At 45.1% G+C, this 25,271-nt stretch carries 17 protein-coding genes; 5 read left to right on the top strand and 12 right to left on the bottom strand.

Annotated features, from left to right (window positions below):
* Window positions 1–35 precede the first annotated feature (35 nt).
* From HQR03_RS00590 to HQR03_RS00565, 6 genes are all read right to left on the bottom strand, one after another.
* Complete coding sequence (locus tag HQR03_RS00590) at window positions 36–698, bottom strand: M48 family metallopeptidase (RefSeq protein ID WP_173238789.1); 663 nt, start codon at window positions 696–698, stop codon at window positions 36–38.
* 24 nt (window positions 699–722) lie between these two features.
* Entirely contained in the window at window positions 723–2,348 is a 1,626-nt protein-coding gene (locus HQR03_RS00585) for a DUF1513 domain-containing protein (RefSeq protein WP_173238788.1), read from the bottom strand.
* Between the two features lie 3 nt (window positions 2,349–2,351).
* On the bottom strand, window positions 2,352–3,500 hold the full coding sequence (locus tag HQR03_RS00580) for an imelysin family protein (RefSeq protein WP_173238787.1): 1,149 nt from the start codon (window positions 3,498–3,500) through the stop codon (window positions 2,352–2,354).
* A 41-nt stretch (window positions 3,501–3,541) separates the two neighbouring features.
* On the bottom strand, window positions 3,542–5,203 hold the full coding sequence (locus HQR03_RS00575; RefSeq protein WP_173238786.1) for a di-heme oxidoreductase family protein: 1,662 nt from the start codon (window positions 5,201–5,203) through the stop codon (window positions 3,542–3,544).
* Between the two features lie 265 nt (window positions 5,204–5,468).
* Window positions 5,469–6,923 carry an imelysin family protein gene (locus HQR03_RS00570; protein ID WP_173238785.1) on the bottom strand — a complete coding sequence of 485 codons (1,455 nt, stop codon included), beginning with the start codon at window positions 6,921–6,923 and terminating at the stop codon, window positions 5,469–5,471.
* A 304-nt stretch (window positions 6,924–7,227) separates the two neighbouring features.
* Window positions 7,228–7,884 (bottom strand): YiaD family glycine zipper/OmpA-like lipoprotein, encoded by a 657-nt coding sequence (locus HQR03_RS00565; protein WP_025652341.1) that lies wholly within the window; start codon window positions 7,882–7,884, stop codon window positions 7,228–7,230.
* 402 nt (window positions 7,885–8,286) lie between these two features.
* Between HQR03_RS00565 and HQR03_RS00560 the strand changes: the two genes are divergently transcribed.
* From HQR03_RS00560 to minE, 5 genes are all read left to right on the top strand, one after another.
* Window positions 8,287–9,243 (top strand): acyltransferase, encoded by a 957-nt coding sequence (locus HQR03_RS00560; protein ID WP_173238784.1) that lies wholly within the window; start codon window positions 8,287–8,289, stop codon window positions 9,241–9,243.
* Window positions 9,244–9,729: 486 nt separating this feature from the next.
* Complete coding sequence (locus HQR03_RS00555; RefSeq protein ID WP_374189997.1) at window positions 9,730–10,809, top strand: hypothetical protein; 1,080 nt, start codon at window positions 9,730–9,732, stop codon at window positions 10,807–10,809.
* Between the two features lie 127 nt (window positions 10,810–10,936).
* Window positions 10,937–11,779 (top strand): septum site-determining protein MinC, encoded by an 843-nt coding sequence (minC, locus tag HQR03_RS00550; protein ID WP_173238782.1) that lies wholly within the window; start codon window positions 10,937–10,939, stop codon window positions 11,777–11,779.
* Window positions 11,780–12,222: 443 nt separating this feature from the next.
* Entirely contained in the window at window positions 12,223–13,035 is an 813-nt protein-coding gene (gene minD, locus HQR03_RS00545) for a septum site-determining protein MinD (RefSeq protein WP_010201589.1), read from the top strand.
* A 2-nt stretch (window positions 13,036–13,037) separates the two neighbouring features.
* Window positions 13,038–13,328 (top strand): cell division topological specificity factor MinE, encoded by a 291-nt coding sequence (minE, locus tag HQR03_RS00540; RefSeq protein WP_025652337.1) that lies wholly within the window; start codon window positions 13,038–13,040, stop codon window positions 13,326–13,328.
* Window positions 13,329–13,451: 123 nt separating this feature from the next.
* Here minE and HQR03_RS00535 read toward each other — a convergent pair whose 3' ends face one another.
* From HQR03_RS00535 to HQR03_RS00510, 6 genes are all read right to left on the bottom strand, one after another.
* The gene (locus tag HQR03_RS00535; protein WP_320158767.1) at window positions 13,452–14,060 is read right to left on the bottom strand and encodes a cytochrome b; all 609 of its coding nucleotides are present in this window, start codon (window positions 14,058–14,060) and stop codon (window positions 13,452–13,454) included.
* 52 nt (window positions 14,061–14,112) lie between these two features.
* A complete protein-coding gene (locus HQR03_RS00530; RefSeq protein WP_101212260.1) occupies window positions 14,113–14,694 on the bottom strand; it encodes a hypothetical protein in 582 nt (193 codons plus the stop codon).
* A 17-nt stretch (window positions 14,695–14,711) separates the two neighbouring features.
* Window positions 14,712–15,713, bottom strand: coding sequence for a chemotaxis protein CheB (locus HQR03_RS00525; protein ID WP_173238781.1), 1,002 nt, complete (start codon window positions 15,711–15,713; stop codon window positions 14,712–14,714).
* The gene (locus tag HQR03_RS00520; protein ID WP_173238780.1) at window positions 15,703–22,725 is read right to left on the bottom strand and encodes an Hpt domain-containing protein; all 7,023 of its coding nucleotides are present in this window, start codon (window positions 22,723–22,725) and stop codon (window positions 15,703–15,705) included. The genes HQR03_RS00525 and HQR03_RS00520 overlap by 11 nt, the downstream gene beginning before the upstream one ends.
* A gap of 30 nt (window positions 22,726–22,755) precedes the next feature.
* Entirely contained in the window at window positions 22,756–23,706 is a 951-nt protein-coding gene (locus HQR03_RS00515) for a CheR family methyltransferase (protein WP_025652333.1), read from the bottom strand.
* Window positions 23,707–23,855: 149 nt separating this feature from the next.
* Entirely contained in the window at window positions 23,856–25,256 is a 1,401-nt protein-coding gene (locus HQR03_RS00510) for a methyl-accepting chemotaxis protein (protein WP_173238779.1), read from the bottom strand.
* Window positions 25,257–25,271 lie beyond the last annotated feature (15 nt).

The following is a 25,271-nucleotide window of genomic DNA, read 5'->3' as shown; positions in this document are numbered from 1 at the left end:
TGCGCGCTTATCTTTATATGATTTGCGTGAGACCTTTAGTCTAACTGACCCGTTTTACCCGCCAGCATATTGTGCCACTGCTGATAATCTGGCATCGCTGCTGCTACCGTCTGCCAAAATGCCTTGCTATGATTGGCATGATGCAGGTGACACAGCTCGTGGACGATGACGTATTCGGTGCATTCAATCGGATAAGCAGGAAGATACACGGACAACCAAATTCGGCGCGCGCGAGTGTTACAACTGCCCCAGCGCGTATGCATTTTTTTCAGTCGTACTTCGTTAGCGGTAGCACCGACTATTGGCTGCCACTTAGCGAATAGCGTCGGATTTACTTCCGTAAGTTGTTGCCGATAATAAGCCATTTTTTCATCGTGACTGAGGGTGAACGATTGTACGATACCCCACAAGCTAACGGGGCTGTCTACGCTTGAAGTTTCAGGTTTCGGGGTTTGGTTGCGATGGTAGCGTGCCAATACTTGCGGATGGTGGTCTAGCGCCCATGAGACACGCTTATCGACAGCTTGAGCGATTTGGCTGGCGCTGATAGACATCGGTACAGAAACCATAAGCGCATAAGGCTTTAGGCGAAAATTTATATTTTTGACGCGTTTTTTACTCACGTGTAGCGCAATACCCGCTTGTGCCAGCTGTTGTCTGGCCAAATCTAATACGAGCGACGTACTCGGTTGCGGCATCGTGATTTTATCCTTTTATACCACTTATGCTAAGACTGCCTGCAGATGATTGTCAAAAGACATATTATGTATCTGACTGTCCTGCACAATAATAGCAGCTGTATTCTTGGAATCTAACTCTGCTACCTCCGATGTCTCTACTGATAGCGTATTGACCCACAATCTTGTCAGTTTCCCGTGCCCGTCGCTGACGATAAAACCTGATATTCCATCCTTGTTTTTGGCCTGACCAGATACCTGACCCGCGAATAGCGAGGCTCCTGCACAATCTGGCAAACGCACAGCATCAATCAGCATACGTGTGTTTAAATCATAAATCGCCGCACAGCCGCCAATTGGTGTGGTCACACACAACAGATTGCGCTCACTATCAACCGCGACACTGGCAATGTACTGATAGAAGCGTTGCCATTGATTGCTGGGCATAATCAAGGGTTTAAAGTCAGAGTCGCCACGATGATGGGTTAAGACTAGCGGCACATTGATATGTTTTTCACCTTGGAACTGAATACCAACCATCACCGTGCCATCGTCATGTATGGCCAAATGGCGCACACTCATCTGATTGTGCTCAGGAGTAATTTGCTCAAGCAGCGTCCCGTCATGACGATTAAGATAAGCCAAAGATGGACGCATGGTATCGAGATTCAACTCTTCACGAGAGGCTTGTTCTGTTTTGATACCGCCATTAGCGATGACCAACGTCTCGCCATCTGGATGCATGATCAACTCATGTGGCCCAATACCATGCGTGTCAAACTCGGCTACTTTGCTATAATTATTACGAGCATCGTATATACCGACTTTACCCGCCAAGCTTATCGTATCATTCTCAGTGACGTATAGCGTTGAGCCGTCCAAACTGTAGCAAGCATGTCCATAAAAATGGCGATTATCAGCCGCTGTAATAGCGAATTTTACTTGCCCTATCGACGTATCTAATACCCAAAACTTTTCACTGGGGCGGCGACCCAGCACCACAACATCGCGTGGACAGTTATGAGCATTTAATCTGTTTTGATCGTTTTGTCTATTTTGAATATTAGGGATTGGCTGGACAACGATATCGTGGACACGCTCAGGCATGGTGGTCTGCCAAACGATTTGTCGGTCTGCATCGATACCAACCACCCCAAAGCCAGTTTCATCATTACTACTATCATCATTGCTATCGTCGTTATTTATCAATGAGCGGTTCTGTGGCATCGACGCTACGCCACTGACCCAGCATACTGGACGCGCCAACATAATGGTGCTATGTATTGCCGTCAGCTCAGTGACGATATTTTTACTATCACGATTTTTATCATCGATATCATCATGATAAGCTCGTTGCCACGCAGCAGATGCTTGCTGATAGGCATAGCGAAGGCGGGTCAACTGGGGCTTGGGCGATGCTTGCAATGTATGCAGCTGAGCACGCACACCCGACACATAATCCTGCAATCGTGCTTCAGGCTGATGCTGCTTGCGATAGTGATGATGGATACCAACCAATGCCGCCGTTCCCAGTACGCTACCAAGCGTAGTCAAAGCCGAAGTCATCAGCGGCTCATGATTTGAGCGCTTGTTTACCGGTTTAGGCGCTGCTTTAGATGACGCGCTATGAGATTTTGCTATTGCAGCGGTATTGGCTTCAGAGATTTGCATGACTTAATCACCATCATTGCTGTTAAAGCCAACACGGATACCGAGGGTCGGAATCAATTGGCGTTTCAGCAGGCGGGTAATGGTCGTAAAATGATCAAACAATTCTTGCTGCTTGGCTTTATCGGCAGTCGCTAAATCCTCTGGCATCTGCGCCAATAGCGTAGTCGTATCAGCAAGCTCGCTTGATAGACTGGCCGCAATAGCATTCTCATCATTACTACCAAGAATCGCCGTCAATACCGGATCAGTCAGCGTCTTATTCAAGGTAGCCAACTTAGCATTAATAATAGCGCGGCTTTGTCCAGCGGTAGCAGCAGGAAGATGACCCTTGGCTTTGCCTGTAAGACCTAATGGCTCATCAATAGCATTGGTCTTCATGGTCTCTATCAATGACAATAAAGCATTAAACCACTGGTTCAAACCTTGATCGCTATCAGCCGTTTTGTCAATCGCCAGCAAAGTCGTGGCGTTCTGTTGCCAGTTACTCTCGATGTCTTTTAATCGCGCGCTTAAGGCGCTACTTGCGCTGACCACATAAGCACATTGAGCAGCATTCAAGCTGTCGTTGGCAAATAATGCCTCTTCCAGACCTGGTATGCCTTGCACAATGGCACTTTCACCAGTCAACTGCTCAGCGGTCAATGTTGGGTTGGCCGCAATCAAATCGGCCACGCCGCTGTGTACCAAGCCGCGCTCGTCAGGATAATAGTTAATGTACAAGTTGCTCATACTAGCAGTCGCAGGACCGAAGTTGATCATCTCAGCACTCGCCCATGCTTGCGCCAGCACCAGCCACTGAGCACGTAACGCTTGTAACTCATCACTGCTGACAGGCGCTTGCTGACAATGCTTCTGCGCCAAATCATGTAACAAACCACTTTGCTTCGCCGCATCCGCATAAGCTGGAATGACAATGTCTTCAGCCACATGCGTCAGATAGGTCTTTTCGGTCTCCGCGCTGATATCTATGGCGACTATCTGTTCGTCATTCGCGCTATCGGCGGCCGTACTGTTTGAGGCAGCGCCATCTTGCGCGACGGTTTGGCTATCCACCTCTGCTGTTTTATTCTCATCGGCAGGCTTGACACAACTGATGAGTAATCCAGCACTCAGTGCCGATAACGCCATTGCTAATGCAGGATTTATTTTCATAAGTTTCTCGGTAATGGGATAAGTAATAATTTATATCATTTTTATAATGATTTTAAGAAGGCGTTTAATTCAGCGCGTCCTTGCTTATCTAATTTCAATACTTTTTGGCGTTGGTTTTCTGCTTCACCGCCATGCCATAGCACTGCTTCCATCAGCGTGCGCGCGCGACCATCATGTAAAAAGGTCGCTTGTGGATCGACGTTTTGAGCCAGACCAATCCCCCACAATGCCGGCGTACGCCATTCATATGAGTTGGCCAAAAACTCAACTTGCGTATCTTTTGCCGGTAGCTTACCCGCTATCGTACGATCGGCAAGGTCATCACCCATGTCATGCAGCAGCAAATCTGTGTAAGGATAAATGACTTGTCCATGCTGCTCAAGATGATCATCGTCAGTTTTTGGCAACTGATATCTTGGCGTATGACAACTCTGGCAGCCCATATCATAAAAGCGTTTTTTACCAGCCAGCACCAATTTATCATCGGCATTGCGGCGATGTGGCACCGCTAAGTTCCGCGTATAAAATTCTACAAACTTCGCGACTTCATCATTCACTTCGACCGGTGTCTTGCCATTACCTTGCTCATCAGCGCCAGTGGTCGCTTTAATACAAGCGGTTTGGCTCGGCATGCAAGACTCATGAGGACGAATGTTTGAGGTCAACCCCATATCCTCATTAAAGGCACTTTGGTTTTGCGTAATCAGCTTGGTCTGACCGGCCTTCCAACCAAAACGACCGAGCGCATGCTTGCCCGTTTGCGGGTCCATCACCCAATTAAACTTACCACTGATGCCATCGCTATTTTTATTATTAGGCGTTTGGCTGGCTTGTTTTTTAATGTCTGCGTCTGGAATTTGCTCAAGTAGGCCCAGACCAATCATTGGCAAGGCGATGCGCGGCGAGACCATCATCTCATCATCGAATGCGCCATAGCCGGGTTTGGTCAACTCAAAGGTCGGCGCACGTAGGGTTTCAACATAACCATCAGCAAAGGTCACTGGCTTATCAGTCCACTGTACCGCAATTCGCGCTTCGGCCGGTACACCCTGAATACCGCGATCCTGTAACTGACCGCCATACATAGGATGCACCACTTTTTCGATCTGGGAATCCTGCAATTGCTGACGCTGCTCATCCGTTGTCGCTGGCATAGACAGACGTATTAATAAACTATCAGCATCGTCCTCACTGCTCATCGGCGCGTGACCACGACCGTCTTTGACGTGGCACGATTGGCAGGCAGCGACATTGAATAACGCACCAAGACCGTCACGGCTGTCCGTGCTAGCAGGCGCTACCACCCACGGTTGTTGAAAGAATGCATTGCCAATAAAAAAAGAGCCTTTACGTGAGGCGGTGAGGTTTGACGAGGGTTTTGAGTAACTCTCAGCGCTGGTAATGCTGATACCAGTATCACCGCCTTGCTTAATCTCTTGCGGGTCAAAGGAAGCAAGCTGCTGCATGGATACCCCAGCCAGCGCTTCGATGTTTTGACTGCGCTCAGTAGACAATGAACTATCATCCTGCTTACCAGCCTGCGTGTCATTCTTATCAGCGGATGAGCTGTCAGTCGGTTGACAAGCCGCAAGTGACCATATACAGAGCGCACTAAGCGCAAGCTTTAGAGGTGCATTTTTAGACAATAAAAAGGTATGAAGAGACATAGATGATCTGTCTTTCGTGGCAGGAAGGGCGTTCATAAGCATTGCCTTAGCGCTAGTATAGAACCATCAAAATCGCGCACCATAACAATATGTCGTTACAGTCAACAGGGTACAACTGTAAGAAAGCTGGCTGGTAGCGTTATTTTAATAGGGCATAAAAAAACACATTGCCAACCGAGATTGACAACGTGTGTATTATACATAAATTACTTTCCTATGAAAATAATTCTCATTCACTTATAAAGACTTATCAGGCATTATAAATGAATACAACTGACGCTAGTAAGCGTATAAGCTGAGCTTAAAACTGTGAACCTGCATCAGCATCTAGATTGTCAATGCCAGCCGCTTTTGCCGCATTTTCAATACCAGTCGTCAATTCTTGCAAGCTGGTAATGGCAGTCTCAACCCAACCACGACGCGTATTTTGCTCTTCAGCAGAGATACCTTGTTTACTGGCTTGACCAACAGTCGCAATCATTTGATCAATCTTGATGCCTTCTTTTTCGCCCTTTTCGACGATGATATTAAAATCACTTTCCACCTTACTAAAATCAGCCGCCAGCTTATCAGCAACGTCTTTATGACCAGTATCAATTAGGTAGTTCTTCACGCCATAGCCACCCACGGTTTTACCCGCGACGGTCTTATAGCTACCATTAAAGACATTTTGAATACCGCGAGCATTATTGGCATAACTTAGATGGGTCAAATCACTAAAGCACTCGTGCTCATCTTCGGTAGAGCCCGTGACAAAGGCGACTTGCATACGCTGAGAGGCCAGCTCGCCAAGTGCTAAACTGCCCATCTGGTACAAAATCTGGCGCAGACCATTGTTATCTTTACGCGCTATCATATCACTGCGTAAGGTATGTTCGCTATCAGGCTGCCATTGGGCTTCCATTGCGGTTAAATCATCAACCAATAATTGCGCAGCAGCTTTTAAGAACTCGCCACGACGCTCACAAATACTTGCCTCTGTATTTGCGCTTTCGCCACTGGTACATTCACCATCGGTGGTGATATAGTCGCTAACCGGACGGTTGCCTGCACCCTCACCGACGCCATTGGTATCTTGTCCCCATAGCATAAACTCAATCGCGTGATAGCCAGTCGTTACGTTGGCTTCACTACCACCAATCTCATTCATGTCTGCTAACAGTTGCGGCGTAATGGTGCTGGTATCTTGCTTGATGCTACCGACGGCGATGCTATCACTATTGATGATATTGTCTTGACTGTTATATTCACCTTCGTAATCGTCGCTGACGTAATCAATGAGCGCTTCATCGAGCGGCCATGCATTGACCTGTCCTTCCCAGCTATCGACGCTGCCAATCTCACGCTGGTCATCAGCAGTCACAAAGGCTTCATCAAAACGGAACACTTCAGTTTGTGAGTAAGGCTGACGCGCCGCTTTATAGGCAGCTTTTGCCGCGTCAAGGTTCGCTTCAGTTGGCGTATCTACATAAGTATTTACAGCGGTCTGCAAGGTTTTTGCGCTATCTAATGAGTCTTTATAGGCAGCATGAGCCATATTTGCATAACTAATCACCAAGCGATCGATATTGGCTTTTTCTGCACCGGACGTGGTTTTATTATTAGCGGCTTCTGTGTCTTGTACCTCCGCTTGTGCATCAGTGGCGGCATCCTCATTGGCTTGTTTGGTACAACCCGATACTAGCAGTATCCCTGCAAGCGCAGCGGCTAAAGTAGTCGGTAAAATTTTACGGCTCGTCACTGTGGTCATATTCATACACGTCCTCGATGAGATACATTAGAAAAAGGGTAAATACAGTAAATAACGAATGTCCAGAATAATAATTACTGTCAAATCTGCCAAACGGTATCATTAATGTTACTGAAATATTATTGCTAGAATATTCAAATATTTGCGAATTATAATGTTATTGATAACTATTATCAAACATAATTTGCCGTTTTGGTCTAGTCGGTACTCTTGATAATTTAGTGACGCAAATTTTAAGCACAAAAAAGGCCAGCATATTGCTGACCCTTTTTAGCAGTGTTTTTAATATAAATAGCTACTAAGTAATGGCTTAGTTTACGCTCTGTGGCGAGTTAATCGTTAGCTCAACACGGCGGTTTTGTTGACGACCATAATCAGTGTTGTTATCCGCTACTGGGCGTGATTCGCCATAAGCAACAACATTAACACGGTTAGAAGCCACACCGCGAGCTGTCAGATAGTTAGCTACTGAGTAAGCACGATCACGTGATAGACCCATGTTGTATGATGCTGAACCTTTGCTATCAGTGTGACCTGCGATGTTAACAGTGGTCTTATTATACTGATTCATCGTCGATGCTAGCTTATCAAGGGTTGGCTTAAAAGATGAGCTCAATGTAGCATCATCAAATGAGAAGGTAATGCTACCTGGCATAACCAAGTCAATGTTACCAGTCGTTGGGTTTTGTTCAACCGTGACGCCTGTACCAGCCATTTGTTGTTCAAGCTGCTTAGCTTGACGCTCCATGTAGTAACCAACGCCTGCACCCAATGCTGCACCAATAGCAGCATCACGACCAGTTTTGTCGCCGCCCGTTGCTTTTGAGATAGTCGCGCCACCTAAAGCACCCGCTAGTGTACCAACAGCCGTTTTATTCAAACGTTGCTGTCCAGTGTTTGGATCTGTTGTACAACCACTCAATGCTAGACCAGATGCGACTGCGGCAATCATTAATGTATTACGCATAATATTTCCTCTTAAGTTTAAAAAAATGGTTAAATTGTACTTTTTATAGAAGATTATCCATTAATCTTATTTAGGTGCTTATTTACACTCGTCATTATTATGGCAATTACCATCTATTCATGTGTAATATTTTGTCACATCTATGTATGAGAAGTGCAGAAGGCTTGCCAGTTTTTTTCTAACGCTAGCGATGTCTGCCATGACTAGTCACGTTTACAGTCGTACACTATCATTAATTTCTGCTAAAATCATGCAATAAAGTTGACCCTAAAGTAGCGCTAATAAAAGCTATAAGCATATAGCACGCGTTCAACCTTAACAAAACGCCAAAAACTTCGACGATAGCGACTCCAGAAATGGAGCATTTATATATTAATAATATCGATAGAAAAGGGATTAAACATGCGCCTGACCTCTACTATTCAAAAAATACATCAACGCGCGCCTAAATTGGGCAAAGCGGTCTCGCTGACCACCGCAGCCAGTGTCATCGCAGCCAATAGCTTTGGTTATAGTATTCCCTTATGGCTAATGGGTGCGACCAAAATAATTACTGGCGCCCCTATTGCGGATAAAACCGTGATAAAAATTGCTGCCCACTGGATTAGTAGTAATAATGCTTTAATCGATAATATGTTGCCACGCAAAGATTGGCGTATCAATTTGCCCAATGATGTTCATATGGATGGCAAATATCTACTGGTTAGCAATCATCAGTCGTGGGTCGATACCAGTATCGTGCAATACATTGGTGAAAAGCGCCTGCCCCTCACCCGATTTTTTACCAAGTTTGAGCTGATTTATATCCCAATCGTTGGCCAAGCTTTTTATTTTTTAGACTTCCCAATGATGCGCCGCCATTCTAAAGAAAAGGTTGCCAAAAACCCTGCCCTAAAAGGCAAAGACATCGAAGAAGCCAAACGTGCTTGTGCGCTCTTAAAAGACAAGCCATTTACCTTATTGAACTATCTAGAAGGCACGCGCTTCACCCAAGAAAAACATGACAAACAAGGCTCACCCTATACGAATCTGCTAAAACCACGGGCAGGCGGTTTGGCTCTGGCAGTTAATGCCTTGGGAGATGACATCGATGGTATCTTGGACATGACTATTGTCTATCCTGATGGCGTGCCAACCTATGGTGATCTGTGGAAAGGCAATATTACACGCTTGGGTGTTGATGTTCGCCATATTAAGATACCTGATGAATTGTTTGCTGGCATCAAGAATGGTGGCTATGAAGAAGATGAGTCAATCAAGGCGAAGATGTTTGATTGGGTTGAGCAGATATGGCGTCAAAAAGATGACCTTATTACGACGATGCTGGCTGACTTTGCAGACAATCCGCAGAGCAAATAGGCTAAAGATAACTTATTTTTTCAGTAAACCTTCAAACCACAATGGTGCCATACTTTTTACGCTGCTATTTAAATACTAAAGACTGGCTGTGGCGTGTCCTCATTTTGAAAATAGTGATAAAAATAAGATAAATGGCAGCTGAACAGAGAAAATAGTACGGATAATATCGAGAGATTAGCAAGCTACTTGACGAAGTTTGGCAAATATTTAGCCATTTTTAGCGCATTTACTGCTTAAGGTTCAGATTGAGAACACACCCTAATATCAAGGTTACTCAATTTGTATAAAATACCAAATTATAATGGTTGATGGGTTGTTTTTTGATGCCATTCATTGATAATGTGAATAGTCATTAAAACGCTCGCTTATTTAGTAATCATGTCCTCACTAGCAGCGCCTACTGATGACATGATTTCTTATGCCATTTCTTACTAATAAGGTATGACTGTGCCCGCCTCTCCCACTAAAAGCTCGCCGATAGCAGCAATGCCAAATGAGTCATCGAACTTAGCAAACAGTCAGTCTCCGAGCACTCATTCCTCGATCGAGCAGCCGCCACGATCAAATCGTCCCAAGCCAAGTCGCTTTAAGCTGACGTATGACATCTTGATGATTGTTGCTATTAGTATTGATCTTTTATTGATCAGTATCGATGCCATCTTGATGAGTGGTTTTAGTAGTAATGTCGCAGGATGGCTGGCATTGAGTGATGCGCTCAACTGGTATCAGAACACCTTGCACGATCCATTGCGTACGGCGGGTGGCTTTTTTACCATATTTTTAATCGTAGAACTGTTGGTACGTTGGGCGATTGCCGTTAAGCAAAAAGCTTATTATCGCTGGTTCTTTTTTCCCTTTGTCCATTGGTATGAAGTGTTAGGCTGTTTTCCACAGCTACGCGCGCTACGGTTATTTCGGGTGGTGGTCATCGGCCGCCGGCTATATCAGCTTGGCTATCAAGTACTGCCGCAGTCATGGATTGCTCGTATCAAGTTCTATATTGAGCTGTTATTAGAAGAGTTGTCAGATAGGGTAATTTTGACGACCATCGACAACTTTCGTCAGCAACTTACCAACCCTGAAACGCACAAGTCCTTTATCGAATCAACGATTGCGCGCAATCGCCATGAGATTGAAGCCGCCCTGTTGTCGCTACTACGCACAGAACTGGCGCCAAAACTACAAGCGCTGACCGCCTCGCCGGGAGGTAGCAATATGATAGCCGGTGCGATGGGCGAAGCGATTAAGGAAGGTTTGGCCAATACGCCTGAGTTGCGTCGCTACTTGCGCATGATACCAATCGCCGGCGGCTTGATTGAGTCACAATTGCAGCATGTCGGACACAATATCGGTGAAAACGTAGTCATTGCTCTAAACGAGCGGCTACTCGATGCAGAACGCCTCGATGCATTGATGGTCGCTATTGCCAGCGGCGTGGCGCAAATCGATACCAATAACACAGCGCTGGATACTTTAATTTCGAGTATCATTGAGGACAGTTTGACAGAGTTTGAGGCACAGGTAAAAGTACAGCAATGGAAGCATCAAGATATGCTTAACTTATAAAATCTTGCTAAAAATAGCTGACAAATAGCTAGTACCTGATAGATAACCAGCACCTAATAAATAACCACTAAATAATAATAAATATAGTACGCATGCAGCAATACGACATTTTTTGAGGATCAATCTTATGACGGTTTCAGACAACGACAGCAGCGCACAAGCCCCGAGTAGCATCCCTGCTCTCGCCTTTTATGGCAAGATGCTCACCTTTTCGCGTTTGCAGTTCAGTACCAATGATTTGAGCGCTATCGAATCTCAGCTTGCCGAAACGCTCAGCAACAAATCCAGCAATATCCCTATCCTTATCGATAGCGAGATCGAACAAGACCTGTCAGCATTGGTAGAGCTATTATGGTCATGGGGCGTACAACCTATCGGTGTCGTAACAGGTGTATTAGATGCCCAAGCGCGAGAACAACGATTGGCAATCTTCCCTGCTGATGGCAAACGTATCGAGCGTATTTTACCCAGCAAAAAAGCCACTGCTCAGGTCAGTAAAGCATCAGAAGCCAAAAGTACAGAGTCAACCAGCACGAATGACGTAGCCGCAGCGTCTGAACCCGCACTTGAGACAGCGACCGAGACGACTCTCTCTAATATTCCAGCAGAGACTTTAGTCAGCGCTGAGCATATTACTAGCCTCATCTATGATCAAATGCTGCGCTCAGGACAAAGCCTTAACCACGTCGGTGGGGATTTGATTTTGACCAACAGTGTCAATAGTGGCGCTGAAGCCATTACCGACAACAGCTTGCATGTTTATGGCCGCGCCCAAGGCCGTTTGGTCGCAGGAGCCACGGGTGATAAAGATGCTCGTATTTTTTGTCAGGTCTTTAACCCCTCCTTGGTATCGGTCGCCGGCACTTACTGCCTACGAGACAACTTACCCGAACACGTGATCGACAAGCCCGTACAAGTACGCTTTATAGAGGGTCAAGGCTTGGTCTTTACCGTGATGGATGAGGCTTAGACGCCTAGTGGTATATTGCTGCTATGTATGAATGCCCAAGAAAATCTCTGTAGTGGCTATCTATATTAGCTACCTTCTGTAATAACTATAGATAGTCAATACTTAGATGGTCACTACTTGATAGTCATAATGCGTTTAGGGCTAGGCGACTCGTTTAATATTGTAGTAAGTTTATTTAACAAAACTGCCCTATGCTAATCTGCTGTCTCTGCCACTATTTACTATGTTTGCGAGCGCTGACAGCCAGTAGCAGCAGTACTTAACACAGATATTGGCTGTTTTTGAGCTTTAGTGCAGACTTGCTATAAATTTTTGTTTATATATGCTAGGCTTACGCTCGCAGGTAGCACATATATTGCATGTGAATAATAAGTATGCAAAGCATAAGCAAATGCGCTATTTTATTTAATAGATATCCCATTGATTCATAGGAGTGTGCCATTGTGGCGAAGATTGTTGTAATCACTTCAGGTAAAGGCGGTGTGGGCAAAACCACCACGAGTGCCTCTTTTGCTGCCGGTTTGGCGTTGCGTGGCTATAAGACGGTTGTTATCGATTTTGATGTAGGTCTACGTAACCTAGACTTGATCATGGGCTGTGAAAATCGAATTGTTTATGACTTTGTAGACGTCATCAGCGGTAACGCTCGCTTATCACAAGCACTGGTCAAAGATAAGCAGCTTGAAAACTTATATATCCTGCCTGCCAGTCAGACGCGTGATAAAGATGCACTGACCGACGAAGGGGTGTCCGAAGTAATGGCTGAGCTGTCTAAGCAGTTCGACTATATCATTTGTGATTCGCCTGCTGGCATCGAGCGCGGTGCTCAGTTAGCGATGTATCATGCTGATGAAGCGATCATCGTGACCAACCCTGAGATCTCCTCAGTACGTGACTCGGATCGTATCATCGGTATTTTACAAAGCCGCACCAAAAAAATCGAAGAGAACCAAGGCTCTATCCGTGAGCATTTGGTTATCACTCGCTATAATGCCGAACGTGCAGCAGCGAATGAGATGATGGACATCGATACCATCTCTAACGATATCTTAAAAGTACCCCTACTTGGCGTTATTCCTGAAAGCCATTCAGTGCTTGAAGCATCTAACCACGGTGAGCCGGTGATCCATTATACCGATTCTATCGCTGGTCAATGTTATGATGACATTGTCGCCCGTTTCTTAGGCGAAGAGCGTCCGTTACGTCATATTGATGTGAAGAAAAAGAGTCTATTACAGCGCTGGTTTGGGGGTTAATGATGAGTAAGAAAAAAGGATTTTGGAGTAGTTTGTTCGGTACTGATGATGGCAACACTGTCGGTAGCGCCAACCTAGCCACTGAGCGTCTCAAGGTTATCGTTGCGAGTGAAAATCGCTTAAACAACCGCTTAACGGCGGATCGTATCGAAAAAATGAAACGTGAAATATTAGAAGTGGTGAATAAGTACGTCAATGGCGTGCAAATTGATGATGTGAACATCAATCATCGTTCTGAAGACAGCTTAGATGTGCTAGAGATGAATATCAATTTGCCTGAGCATAAGAAGTAATCTGCCCAAAAGCATATGGAAAAGCGCCCGCATTAAGCTCTAATTTAAAAACACTTCATCTAAAAAGCCCTCAGTATCGTACTGAGGGCTTTTTTGTGGGTATATATTTTGCTGAATTATTAGTCATTTTATACGAGCCATCAGACTGTCTTTTTTGACAAATTGATGATACAAAGCCGCGCCAATATGTAGCACAGTAAAAGCAATAATCATGGGCCAAATAATATCGGTATGTAAGTCATTATAAAAACGCGCTAAACCCCTATCTGGCGTGACAAAGATAGGAATCTGAAACAAGCCAAATATGTCTACTGGTCGACCACCATAGACGGACATCAGCAAGCCAGCTAGTGGCATCGCAATTAACAAAGCATAGAGCACAAAGTGCGACAGCTTTGACATCAATAGCTGCCATTTTGGCATTGGTAATGCTGGTGGTGCTTTGGTAAAGACGCGATTAATAACCCGCGCTATCATCCAACATAACAAGCTTATGCCAAACGCCTTATGCAAACCAATATAGAGATTGCTATCAAGATTTTGGTATAACAGGATCATGATCCACGTTACCAGTAATAAAACCGCACTGATCCAGTGAAATAAGCGGCTAGCGACTGACCACTTGGAAACACTCGCATTGATATTATTCATAAGCTGCCCTACTACCTCTGACCAACATTTATAGATAAAGACAGCAGCTAACGGCATGACCATCGCGGCTGGGTTAGTCATAACTAGGTTTATAATGAATCGTTATTCACTATCAGCCCTCTTACTAAACAAGCTAGCTGTCTAAATCAACCAATTGATGCGCAATTTTATCCAAATCGGGCACCAAGTAAGGAATACTATCGATAATTACGGTTTGAAACAAGTAGGATTGTACAACGTTTTCTTGAAAGCGCTCTTTGACATAGTCAATTTCGCCAACGGTAGGGTTTTCACCAGTCGCTTCAACAGTCTTATTATCGCTATTTTTCGCTTTTTTAGCATCGTTATGGCTTATATTATCAGCGTGATACTGCTCTGGAAGCTCACCATCCTTAACCTCAGAGATACGCACCTGTCGTTGGCGCAGTTCACCAGCTGTCTGTAACGCCATGCGATGGGCTGCCGTATTGCCCTCTAATACGATGATCTTATCTGGCACCTGCTCGCTAGATAATAAGTGGAATACAACCACTTCTTGTTGTTGCCACAGATAAGTCCAGATATGCTCATCAAGAGCATCCACACTCAAAATCAAACTGCTCGGAATGATCCAATCAGGCTGATTGAATGCTGGGACGATAGTGACATCGAGCATACCGTTGTTCGTGGTCAGCAAACTTACTGCTTCAAACGAATGCTTTAGAATTTCTTTCATAAGTCGCTCACAATAGATTAATACGAAGAGGCAACCGCCACTCTTTCACCAATATAGTCGGTAAGTTTTTGTGCTAAAGCCACTGGGCTACCAATAAAATCGCAGTATCCAGAATCAATAATTGCCTGTGGTTGGCTGGGACAAGCACTTACCTTTGGATCTTGTGCCCATAACTGACTGTCATTGTCTTGAATTAAGTCCAGATGCTGAGCCCCATCGTTGCCCATACCTGAAAAAATAATGTTAATCAGCTCACTACCATATACATCGCTGGTGTTTTTTAGGATTTGACCGATAGCAGGCTTATAATCACCATCCCATGCTTTATCAAGCAATATAATCCGACCAGTCGAATCGCAGACAATTTGCTTGTCAATAGGAGCAATTAAACACTGACCTGACTGCAAACGTTGTGATGAGGTAATCACCTGACAGCGCCATTCATTATGGCGATTAAGTATACGTGGCAGCGTACCAATCATGGTCTGATTGAAATGATGCGCCAATAAGATACAAATGGGTAGCGTGGGTGACAAATTATCTAAGAATTCTTTGACAGCGCTAGGGCCACCCATAGACGCCCCCAAGAACACCACGTAACGCCAATCGCTGGTATCACTCTGGTAAGCTTGGGTATCCACCAATGCTGGTAGAGACAACATCTGCGCAAGTTTACGCTTTAGTTTACGTTGCCATTTAGCATACTGCTGCGCCTCATTTAGATAAGGCGCTTGACTAAAACCCACCAACACTCCAATCGATTGAGACACAGTAGTAGCCGTGGCAACGCCGTCATCATAATCACTGTCTATTAGCCAGATATCAATAGGTGCTTCATAAAGTTCAAACTTGGTATTCAGCTGCGCCCGTGTCACACAATCAACCAAGATAAAACCACAACTGCGTACGGTATCCGAAAAGGCCATGCGCTGGTGATGGTCTTCTGCGACCACCAGCACCTTGATATCATTTTGGTTTTTTTCTTTGAGCGCTAATAGAGCAGGTACATTATCCTTCATGAGTCAAGCTGACCTCTTCACCCAATAGCGTTTGGATTTTATTGAGTAGCTCGTTTTCTTGGAAGGGTTTACCCATATAATCGTTCACCCCAATTTCCAGAGCACGCTCGCGATGCTTTTCACCAGTACGTGAGGTAATCATGATAATTGGGATATGCTGCAAGCGTTTATTATGACGTATTTGAATGGCCACTTCGAAGCCATCCATGCGCGGCATCTCAATGTCCAAGAGGATGAGATCCGGTATCGTTTCTTGTAGTATCTCAATCGCATCGACACCGTCTTTGGCAACGGCAACTTTGTAGCCTTGACGCTCTAAGAAGCGCGACGTGACTTTACGTACCGTGACCGAGTCATCGACGACCATCACTGTTGACTGAGACTCCAAACGTCTGTGCTTAGAGCCAGTAGACGAGGCAACTTCTTTGAGCACTGGCGCATTACGCATCAAGGCAATCAAATCTAAGATAAGCATGACCGAGCCATCACCCATGATGGTAGCAGCGGAAATACCTGATAGGTTGGAGAATTGTTGCCCTAACGGTTTTACCACGACTTCGATACGCGAGCCAGCTATCTGATCGACCTGCAGGGCAATATTCTGTCCAGTACGGTTTTTAATGATAATCACCGGCAAGCTTGTATTGGTATTGACCACCAATTCATTGAGTTTATTGCCTGATAAAATCTCATTTAAATAACGCACGCGATAATCATTGTCTTCAAAGTTGAGGGTCGCATCATTTGACTGATAGTAGTCATAAAGCTTTTCTGGGTTAATACGTACCACACGCTCAATCTGAACCAATGGTATGGCATAGTAGCGATCTGCTGCCCGCACTACTAGGGCATCCGACACTGCTACTGTGAGTGGTAAACGCATGGTAAAGCGCGATCCTTGACCAAGCTCAGAGACTACAGATACTACGCCACCTAACTGACGAATCTCGCTGATAACGACATCCATGCCAACGCCGCGCCCTGAGATTTGCGTTAATTGCTTACTGGTACTCAAGCCTGCATTAAAAATATACTGCATGATATCAAGATCCGTCAGACTACTATCGTCTGCATCGATAAGACCTTGAGCAATTGCTTTGCTGCGAACCGCTTCGACATCGATACCGCGCCCATCATCGGACAAGTTGATGACAATTTCACTGCCTTCGCGCAGTACTTCTAAAGTAATGTTACCACTGCGTGCTTTACTAGCTTTTAGACGGCTTGCGCTGTCTTCGATACCATGATCGACAGCGTTACGTAGCATATGCTCAAGCGGCGACGTAATGCGCTCTAGAATGGTTCTATCCATCTCATCATCGGCATTAATAATCGTTAGATCAACAGACTTGTTAAGCTCATTGGCCGTTTGACGTACGGTACGCTCAAGGCGCGGTGTCAAGCGCGTAAATGGCACCATACGCGAGTTCATCAAGCCATCTTGTAGCTCAGTTTGCGTCCGCGACAGCTGTAATAATAAGCTCTCGCTATCTCGGGTCTTTTCTAACAGTGTATGATTGATATCAACCAAATCCGATGCTGACTCTGTCAGAGACTTTGATAACTGATTCAAAGAGGAGTACTGATCCATCTCTAACGGGTCAAAGCCTTCATGGCTGATCAGCTCATCATCTATCTGCGATAAAATCTGAGCTTCAAGCTCAATCTCCATTCGACGTAACTGATCCGCCAAACGCTGTACCGTGATGCCCATCTCTTCAAGGCTGTTGGTCAAGCTACTCATACCCATGTCAATACGAGCACGGTTAATCGCTGACTCACCAGACAAGTTAATCATATGCTCGATTAGACCACCTGAGATACGAATCATCTCATTGCTACTAACGCTCTGCTCTTGCCCAGTGAACTTGCCGACCATCGATGGCATCTTACTGATGTCTTTGACCCTACCATCTGAATTTTGCTTTTCCTTGGCGGTCAAGATAGCTTTTCGCTGCCCTTGCAGCGATTCATCAGGTATTTGTTTTAGGCTATCAGGATTTTTACTGAATACTTGTAGCGCCTCTATCAACAATCCAGGTGTTGGCGGGTTGACCCGCTCTTTTAGAATAAACAGAGCATCTGCTAACCAATCATGACAAGCCACCAGTAACTCTTGGACTTTTTTCGTTGCAGGACGGCGACGACTAGCAAGGTCTTCGTAGACTGCTTCCATTTCGTGTGACAAGTCCGCTATGCCATTTGCTGCGACCATTCTTGCGCCACCTTTAAGGGTATGTAGGTCACGCTGTAGCGCTTGCAAGGCAACGGTATCGCTCACGTTATCTAAGAATAACTGCAAATATTGATTATTATTGGTAAGCGCTGCCGCTTCTTCTAAAAACACTTCTAAGATATCAGGGTCCGGTAAGCCATTGGCCCATGACTGCTTAATCATTCTATCAAGCGTTAATACTTCTGTGGTCTTGACATTACTGTCTGTCGCATCATTAGCAAAAACTTGCGGCTCAGCGTCAGCATGGTTTTTTGGCACCGGTACAATCAGATTGACATTATCTGGTAATGCTTGTGCTTTCTCAAACTGTTGCAGCTGCTCAATAAGTTCAGGTGCAAAAAACGATTGCTGATGCTTGACCATATGCATCACTTGCAACGACAAGGTATCTTGCACGATTTGCATAATCTCAAGCCACTGGGTGGTTGGCTCGCGTCTATGCTCTACAAAGGCTTCGTAAATACTCTCCGCCTCATGAGTCAAGTCTCCAATACTACGGATACCTGCCATGCGCGCACCACCTTTAATGGTATGCAAATGACGCTGCAATACTTTTAGAGTATTGATGTTAGAGATGTCCGCACGCCATTTGTTAAAGCTCTCGGCAAGCGCATCATCGAGCTCTTGCGCTTCTTCTAAAAAGATCTCTAATAATTCAATATCGGTATCGATAGACTCTAGCTGCAACTCAGGGGCAGAGACACTTTGCACGCTAGGCAGATCATCATTATACTCGTCGATAGCCTCATCACTGCTGGCAGTGCCATTAGCAATACGCTGTAAACCTTCAAGCACTTGCTCATCAACTTTTAGTGAGGTACTACCAGCCAAGGCATCGAATAGCCCTACTAGCTGAGCATGTCCAGCCAGTAACGTGGTTTGAATAGCAGCATCAGCTGCTGTTTCAGGATGATCATTTAAGTAAGTATAAGCCGCTGCTAATGCACCAAGAATCGCGCTGAATTTTGGAAACTCTAGCGCTTTGCTAGATAGATAATTTATTTGGGCAAGTTGTTGCTCTATATATGTCTGAACCTGCTCACTATCAGAGTGACTCAGCGCCTCATTTAACTGCCATTCAGCATCGAGCAACTCATCAATATTTTCATCTAATAGCTGATCTATAGTGGGCTTGTTATTCGTAATTTCGCTATGATCGCCGATGGCATACTGCTCACCCAGCATGGCTTGTAATGAGGCAATATCTTGCTGGCTTTGCGACTCTTCTGTCGATATGGTTTGCTGCTGGGCATTCTGTTTGTAATTATTGAGGTAGCCATCCATCAGTGTCACAGACTGGGCTAATGCTTCTAGGTGTTGCGCATTCATAGAAGCATCCTGCTGTTGTAATAGCTCTAAGCTTTGCTCAATCATCGCACTGACTTCGCTAATCGCCGCTAAAGCACTAGAGCCAGACGCGGCTCTTAGGGTATGGAAGGCACGAACAATATCATCACTGACTGCAATGTGAGGCTGGCCTTGATGATCATCAACAAAGGTATTGATATCTTGTAATAGCGCTTCTGCTTCGTCGATAAAAATCTCAAAAAATGCTTTTTCTTCTGCATTTTGATGCGTCAAAATAACGGGTGCTTCTGCCATCATCGCATTAACCGAATGAATTGTCTGCAACATACTATCCATATCTTCAATATCATCATTGCTACTATCATCATGGATACGGTCAATCGTATCATCAGGCTGCACTGCAGAATACTGCTCAGTAGAGCTCAACGCTTGCTTATATAACTCAACATAGCTGAATTCATCGCCTAGTTGCTTACTAAAAGCGTTAGCACAAGTAATCCATAACGGCACCAATGCGGGGTAACCTTGACTGTTATTATTTTCAAAGGCAGTTAGCATGGCGGGATACGCGCCTAGCACATCGGCGATAAGCTGTCTTATATCGGCTGACGCGACGATACTCTTATCCAAAATGCGATTGAGCATGTTTTCTATAGACCATGCTAGCTCGCCACTATAGTTGGCGCCTACCATGCGACCAGAACCTTTTAGCGTATGGAATCCACGACGAATATCCGCCAAATCGCTTAAATCAGTGGGTGACAGCTGCCAATGCTCATATAAAGGCACGATGTCGGCCAGCACTTCATTGGCTTCTTCTATAAAGATTTCTTTAATATCAGGATCAGCATCATTCGCATCCGTTGGTAACTGCTCAGTCTCTTGCATAAAAGGAACGAGTACGGCTGGTAATGCTAAACCAGAAAGAGAGTCTATTGGATTTCTGTCTCCAGCCTCTTTCTGTACAGTTTGAGAATCATTAATCGTATCTGCAGCATCTGCCAACTCAGTAGAGTCAGCAATTGACATGGGCTCACCTAAGTCAAGAGTCTCATCTAATATAGAATAATCTTCGCTGAATACAATGCCTGATGGTGCAGCTATAGAAGTTTCTAAACCCGAGTTAACCGGCTGTCCTGTCATCAAGTTATGACTCTGTAAAATGGTTACCGCAGGATCAAAGCTTGGCGGTTGTTGTGCTGTAAAATCTGTAACCAAGACTGATAATCGCTTAGTGCTCTCTGTCACCAAGGCAACGACATCGTCCGTGACGGGTAATGTCTTATCCAACAGACGATTCAGCAGATCTTCGATGGCCCATGCCATCTCACTGATGCTAAAAGCACCAACCATGCGTCCCGAGCCTTTTAAGGTATGAAAACCTCTGCGCACTTCTGTTAATGGCGTTAGATCTTGTGAGTCTTGCTGCCAAATCGGTAAAAAATCTTCTAAGTCCTCGACGACCTCTGTCACCTCTTCGATGAAAATGTCCCGAATGTCTTCATCTATATCAAAAGTGTCAGGTTTCACTTGTTCACGCGCGCGCAGCAAGTCTTCACTATCGCTTGCAGTGTTAAAGTTACCTACTACAGCACTATTCGTTATGAGGTCGTCGCTCTCATCTTCTAATACAGTTTCATCGTCTACACTTGCTGTATCAAGGTTTGGCGTATTAGAAGCCTGGATATCAGAAGCTTGGTCATTGACGGCATGCTCAGTAACAGGCGCAATCTCTCCACTATCATCGTAGCGCAGCACATCAGTTGCCACAGGTTTTTGGCTAAGGAAACTGTGCTCAACACTTTCAGGCGCTTGAATATAGTCATTCAGCAGTATGGTAGCATTATCGATATGCTGATTTGCCAGCGCTAATAATGGTTGGTCAAAGACCTGCTGCGCCAGATAGTCTAGCAGCAGCTCTATAGAGGTCAAGCCCTCAGCCAACGCTTGAGTAACATTCCAACTGAGCACATTAACATCATGAGTCGTCAGTTGTACAAATAGGTTGGCTATCGCATCAGTCGCTTCACGGACTGAGGGCAAGCCCATCTCATCAAAAGTGTGGCCGATGTCTGTCAGCTCAGCCGTCTCAGGTAAGAGGGAAGTATCTTGACGCTGTATATAGGCGTTAAAGCGCTGTTTTATGTCTTCAACAGCAATGCGCAGTTCACGTAAGTCTTTCGTAGCAGCGCTGCTGTCCGTACTAGCTCCTAACCGCGAGTCAGCGCTATCAGACCTCAAAGTAAAGTCAGCTGCGTCCCCTATTTTGGTAGATATCGTCTGTTCGGTATTATAAATAGCACTATATAGCTCTTGGAGCTGGCGTTCGATCTGCCATTGCTCTTGTGCAAACCCTGTTTCTGAGGAGAGAGCACGTTCGATATCTGCTAGAATAAATGCGACTTGTGACGCATAGAGTGTCCAACCTCGAGCTTCGAGCTGACTATTTATACGCTGTAATGGATTCAATAAAGTTTGCGGCTGATCAAGACTGAATATGAGCGTCTCAAGCTCACTCAATATGCGCGGTAAAAAACGCGAAGCCACAGTCTCACTTTGCGGTAAATTATTGAGAATAGATTGCGTATGCTCGCTACTTTGTGCAAGGCCACTTAACTCAATATAAATACTGGCTATCAAGTCTTTAATAACGCTCGATGCTAGCTTAGTCTGATGACTGCCTGACTCAATCACTTGCTCAAGCTGCGCTAATAATGGCGCATAGTGCTCAGGCAATGGTGTTTTATTGTGGGCAAGATCGTGCAGCCATAACTCGGTTAGATACCATAGACGCTGCACATCGCCCTCTTTTGTGCTTTGCCATAAGTACTCACTGACTTTTTGCAAGAGGGCTAGTATAGAGGGCTGATTGCTATTAGCAGCTAACAATGCTTGTACTTGCTGACGCCAAACCAACAATAACTGCTGATATTGCTGAATGTCTAGATGGGCATCTGCCGCCGGGTTTGGTACGATTAATTCAATATCATCGATGACATTTTCAGCGCTAAAATCGCTATTAATCAAATGTTCGTGAGGTGTATTTTTAGTAGTGCTAGATGGCTGTGAAAAAAGATCTGTCGCAATACCTCGTCGTGATAGTGACTGAGTAAGATCAGCAGCGGCTCTATTGATCAAAGCCGTATGATGACTGCCTGTACGCATATACTGCGTCAGCTCACGTTGTAACAGACGATGAGAAAACCGACCATTGCGGCAATCGTCAGTAGTAAAGTCCTCTTGGCGACCAGCACCTGCCAACAGACTTAGCTTAGTCGCTAAGTCTGCCAATAAAGGCAGGTTAACCATAGTTAGAGCGCCACCAACTTGATGGTAGTGCTGTACCATTTGCTCGTAATTAGTGCTATCAGCGCCTAATTGCCAGCCATCAGATACTTGTGATAATTGCTGATTAAAAAGTGGTAGTAGCCACTCGAGCGTCACCATGTCATTGGGCTGGTTTTTCATAGGTTTATCCTAACTCGTCTAGGCGGTAATTTAGGCACTGATCTTTTGCCACGCATTAATCTGTGGGTGCGCAATACGGCGCATATTTGAAGGACGCCAAAACAACGCCTCACCTGGAGCCAATACAATATAACCACCTAAGGCACACTGCTCTGACAGCTTGGTCAGAATATCCCGTTGATCAAACTTACGAAAATATAGCAGCATATTTTGGCAGATAATGACCTGTTGTAGATGCGGGGTGGGTGGTTCTTGATTGATGATATTGTGTAAAGCAAAGCTAACATACTGCTGTAAAGTTGGCGCGATTTGCCAATGTACTCGAGTGTGACTGCTAGCATTTTTTAGTATAGATAAATCACAGGCAGTCGATTGTTCAGTCATAGTCTCAGGACGTAATGGATGAATAAATGGCTGGCAACAAGACGGAATTAACGTTTTTTGGCGTTGGTCGTACTGTGCCATACGTGCTTTTGTCAGTGCTTGCTGGCTGACATCAGTGCCTAATATGACATAGTTAACCAGCTGCTTCGATGCCAAACTCATGGCAAGCGACCAAGTCTCCTGCCCACTGGCACAACCGACACTCCAAATGCGAAACGTCTCATCAATACTGTCATCTGTTAGCGTCAGGCACTGATGCTGCAAGGCACACTCTGTGACAAAATCTATAGAAGGCAAGTGGCGAAAGAAGCGACTTTCGTGAATCAGCACTTTATCCAATAGTTGCTGGCGCAGCGCATCGTTGTTCGGCAATTGACGCCATAGTTGCAGCGCTGATAATCCATTCGCAACAGCGGTACGATCAATCGCATTTACTAGCCACTGGCGTTGAATATCGGGTAAAACAAAGCCGATTTCTTGCTCTATATAGCGTTGCCATTGCTGCGTATCAAAACTATCATCTTGCCTTAAAGCTGTTACCGAATCGGAACTGGCTTTATCGACTATATTAGCGTCTTGTTGAGTACGATTATCCACGTGACCTGCTCTTGCTCCTGCTGCCCACTCTTAATATTAGAGCAGTCCTTTGATTAAAATCTCAAGATAACAACACCCTAAGCTTAATGGCTGTTTATGATGGCTAATAATTAATTATTAAGCATTAGCCATTAAGCAAAAGCGATTGATTAAGCATTGGCTACTAAGCTTTCTTCCGCTTCTAATTGCTCATCATCGTTTGATACTTTAAAGCCCGTAACTGACTCTTGGAGAGCGGCAGCCATTTCACTTAGCTCGCCGATAGAGCGCGCTGTGGCCATCGTACCCGATGATGTTTGTGAAGTAATGTCTTGAATAATATTCATCGTATGAGAGATGTGACCAGCAGACTCAGCCTGTTGTTGGGCGGCGTTTGAGATATTTTGAATCAGATCTGCCAAGGTATTAGAAACGCTCTGTACTTCTTCTAGAGCTTCACCAGCATCTTTGGCCAAACGCGCACCGCGCACAACCTCAGAAGTCGTTGATTCCATTGACATCACGGCTTCGTTGGTATCTGCCTGAATAGTCTTTACCAAGGTTTCAATCTGTTTGGTGGCATTGGCTGAACGCTCAGCCAGACGTTGAACTTCATCAGCAACGACCGCAAAACCTCGACCAGCCTCCCCTGCCATTGATGCCTGAATAGCCGCGTTCAATGCCAATACGTTGGTCTGATCCGCAATATCATTAATCAAACCAACGATATCACCAATTTCTTGCGAAGATTCACCAAGACGTTTAATACGCTTTGAGGTCTCTTGAATCTGGTCACGAATAACATTCATGCCTTCAATAGAGCGCTGTACAACCTCTGCCCCGTTATAAGAGATGGCAACCGAGCGCTGGGCAACCGTTGCAGACTCTGCCGCGTTGTTCGAAACTTGGTCAATCGAGACGGTCATCTCATTAATCGCAGCCGATACGCCCGCGATTTCTTGCGCTTGGTTTTCTGAGGCTTCAGCAAGCTCAACGGCATTCATCTGGGTTTGTTCTGAGGACTGCGAGACGCGATCAGCCGTGCTGTTAATAACCAATACCAACTGACGCAATTGGTCAATGGCAAAGTTTACCGAATCAGCAATCGCCCCCGTAAAGTCTTCTGATACGGTCGCATTAACCGTCAAATCACCATCTGCCAAATCACCCAATTCATCAAGCAAACGCAAAATTGCGATCTGGTTACGCTCGTTTTCTTCTTGAATTTGACGAGCACGCTCAGATTCCGCTTCTGCTTCTTGGCGACGACGCAAGGTCTCTTTTTCGATGAGTAGATGCTCTGAGCCGCCACGTTGCTTGAGTAATTGGTATAGGGCAAATAAAATACCTACGACACCTATCACAAACAAAATCACCGGCAATACCACTGATTGATTGAAATTGGTCAGATATTGACTCACTGATGATAGTGAATTGACCAGCCAAATCAGACAGGCCACAGTCAATAAAGCAAAAAGCCCTAATAATAACTTCCAAGTATTATTAGCGTCTTTCACCGTGGGGGTCGTTTTACTATTACCAGCTACAGGGTTATTTATAACATCACTCATCTTGCGTATTCCTTT

Source organism: Psychrobacter okhotskensis (assembly GCF_013248965.1).
GTDB lineage: Bacteria > Pseudomonadota > Gammaproteobacteria > Pseudomonadales > Moraxellaceae > Psychrobacter > Psychrobacter okhotskensis.
This window is presented reverse-complemented; position numbering and strand designations above follow the sequence as displayed.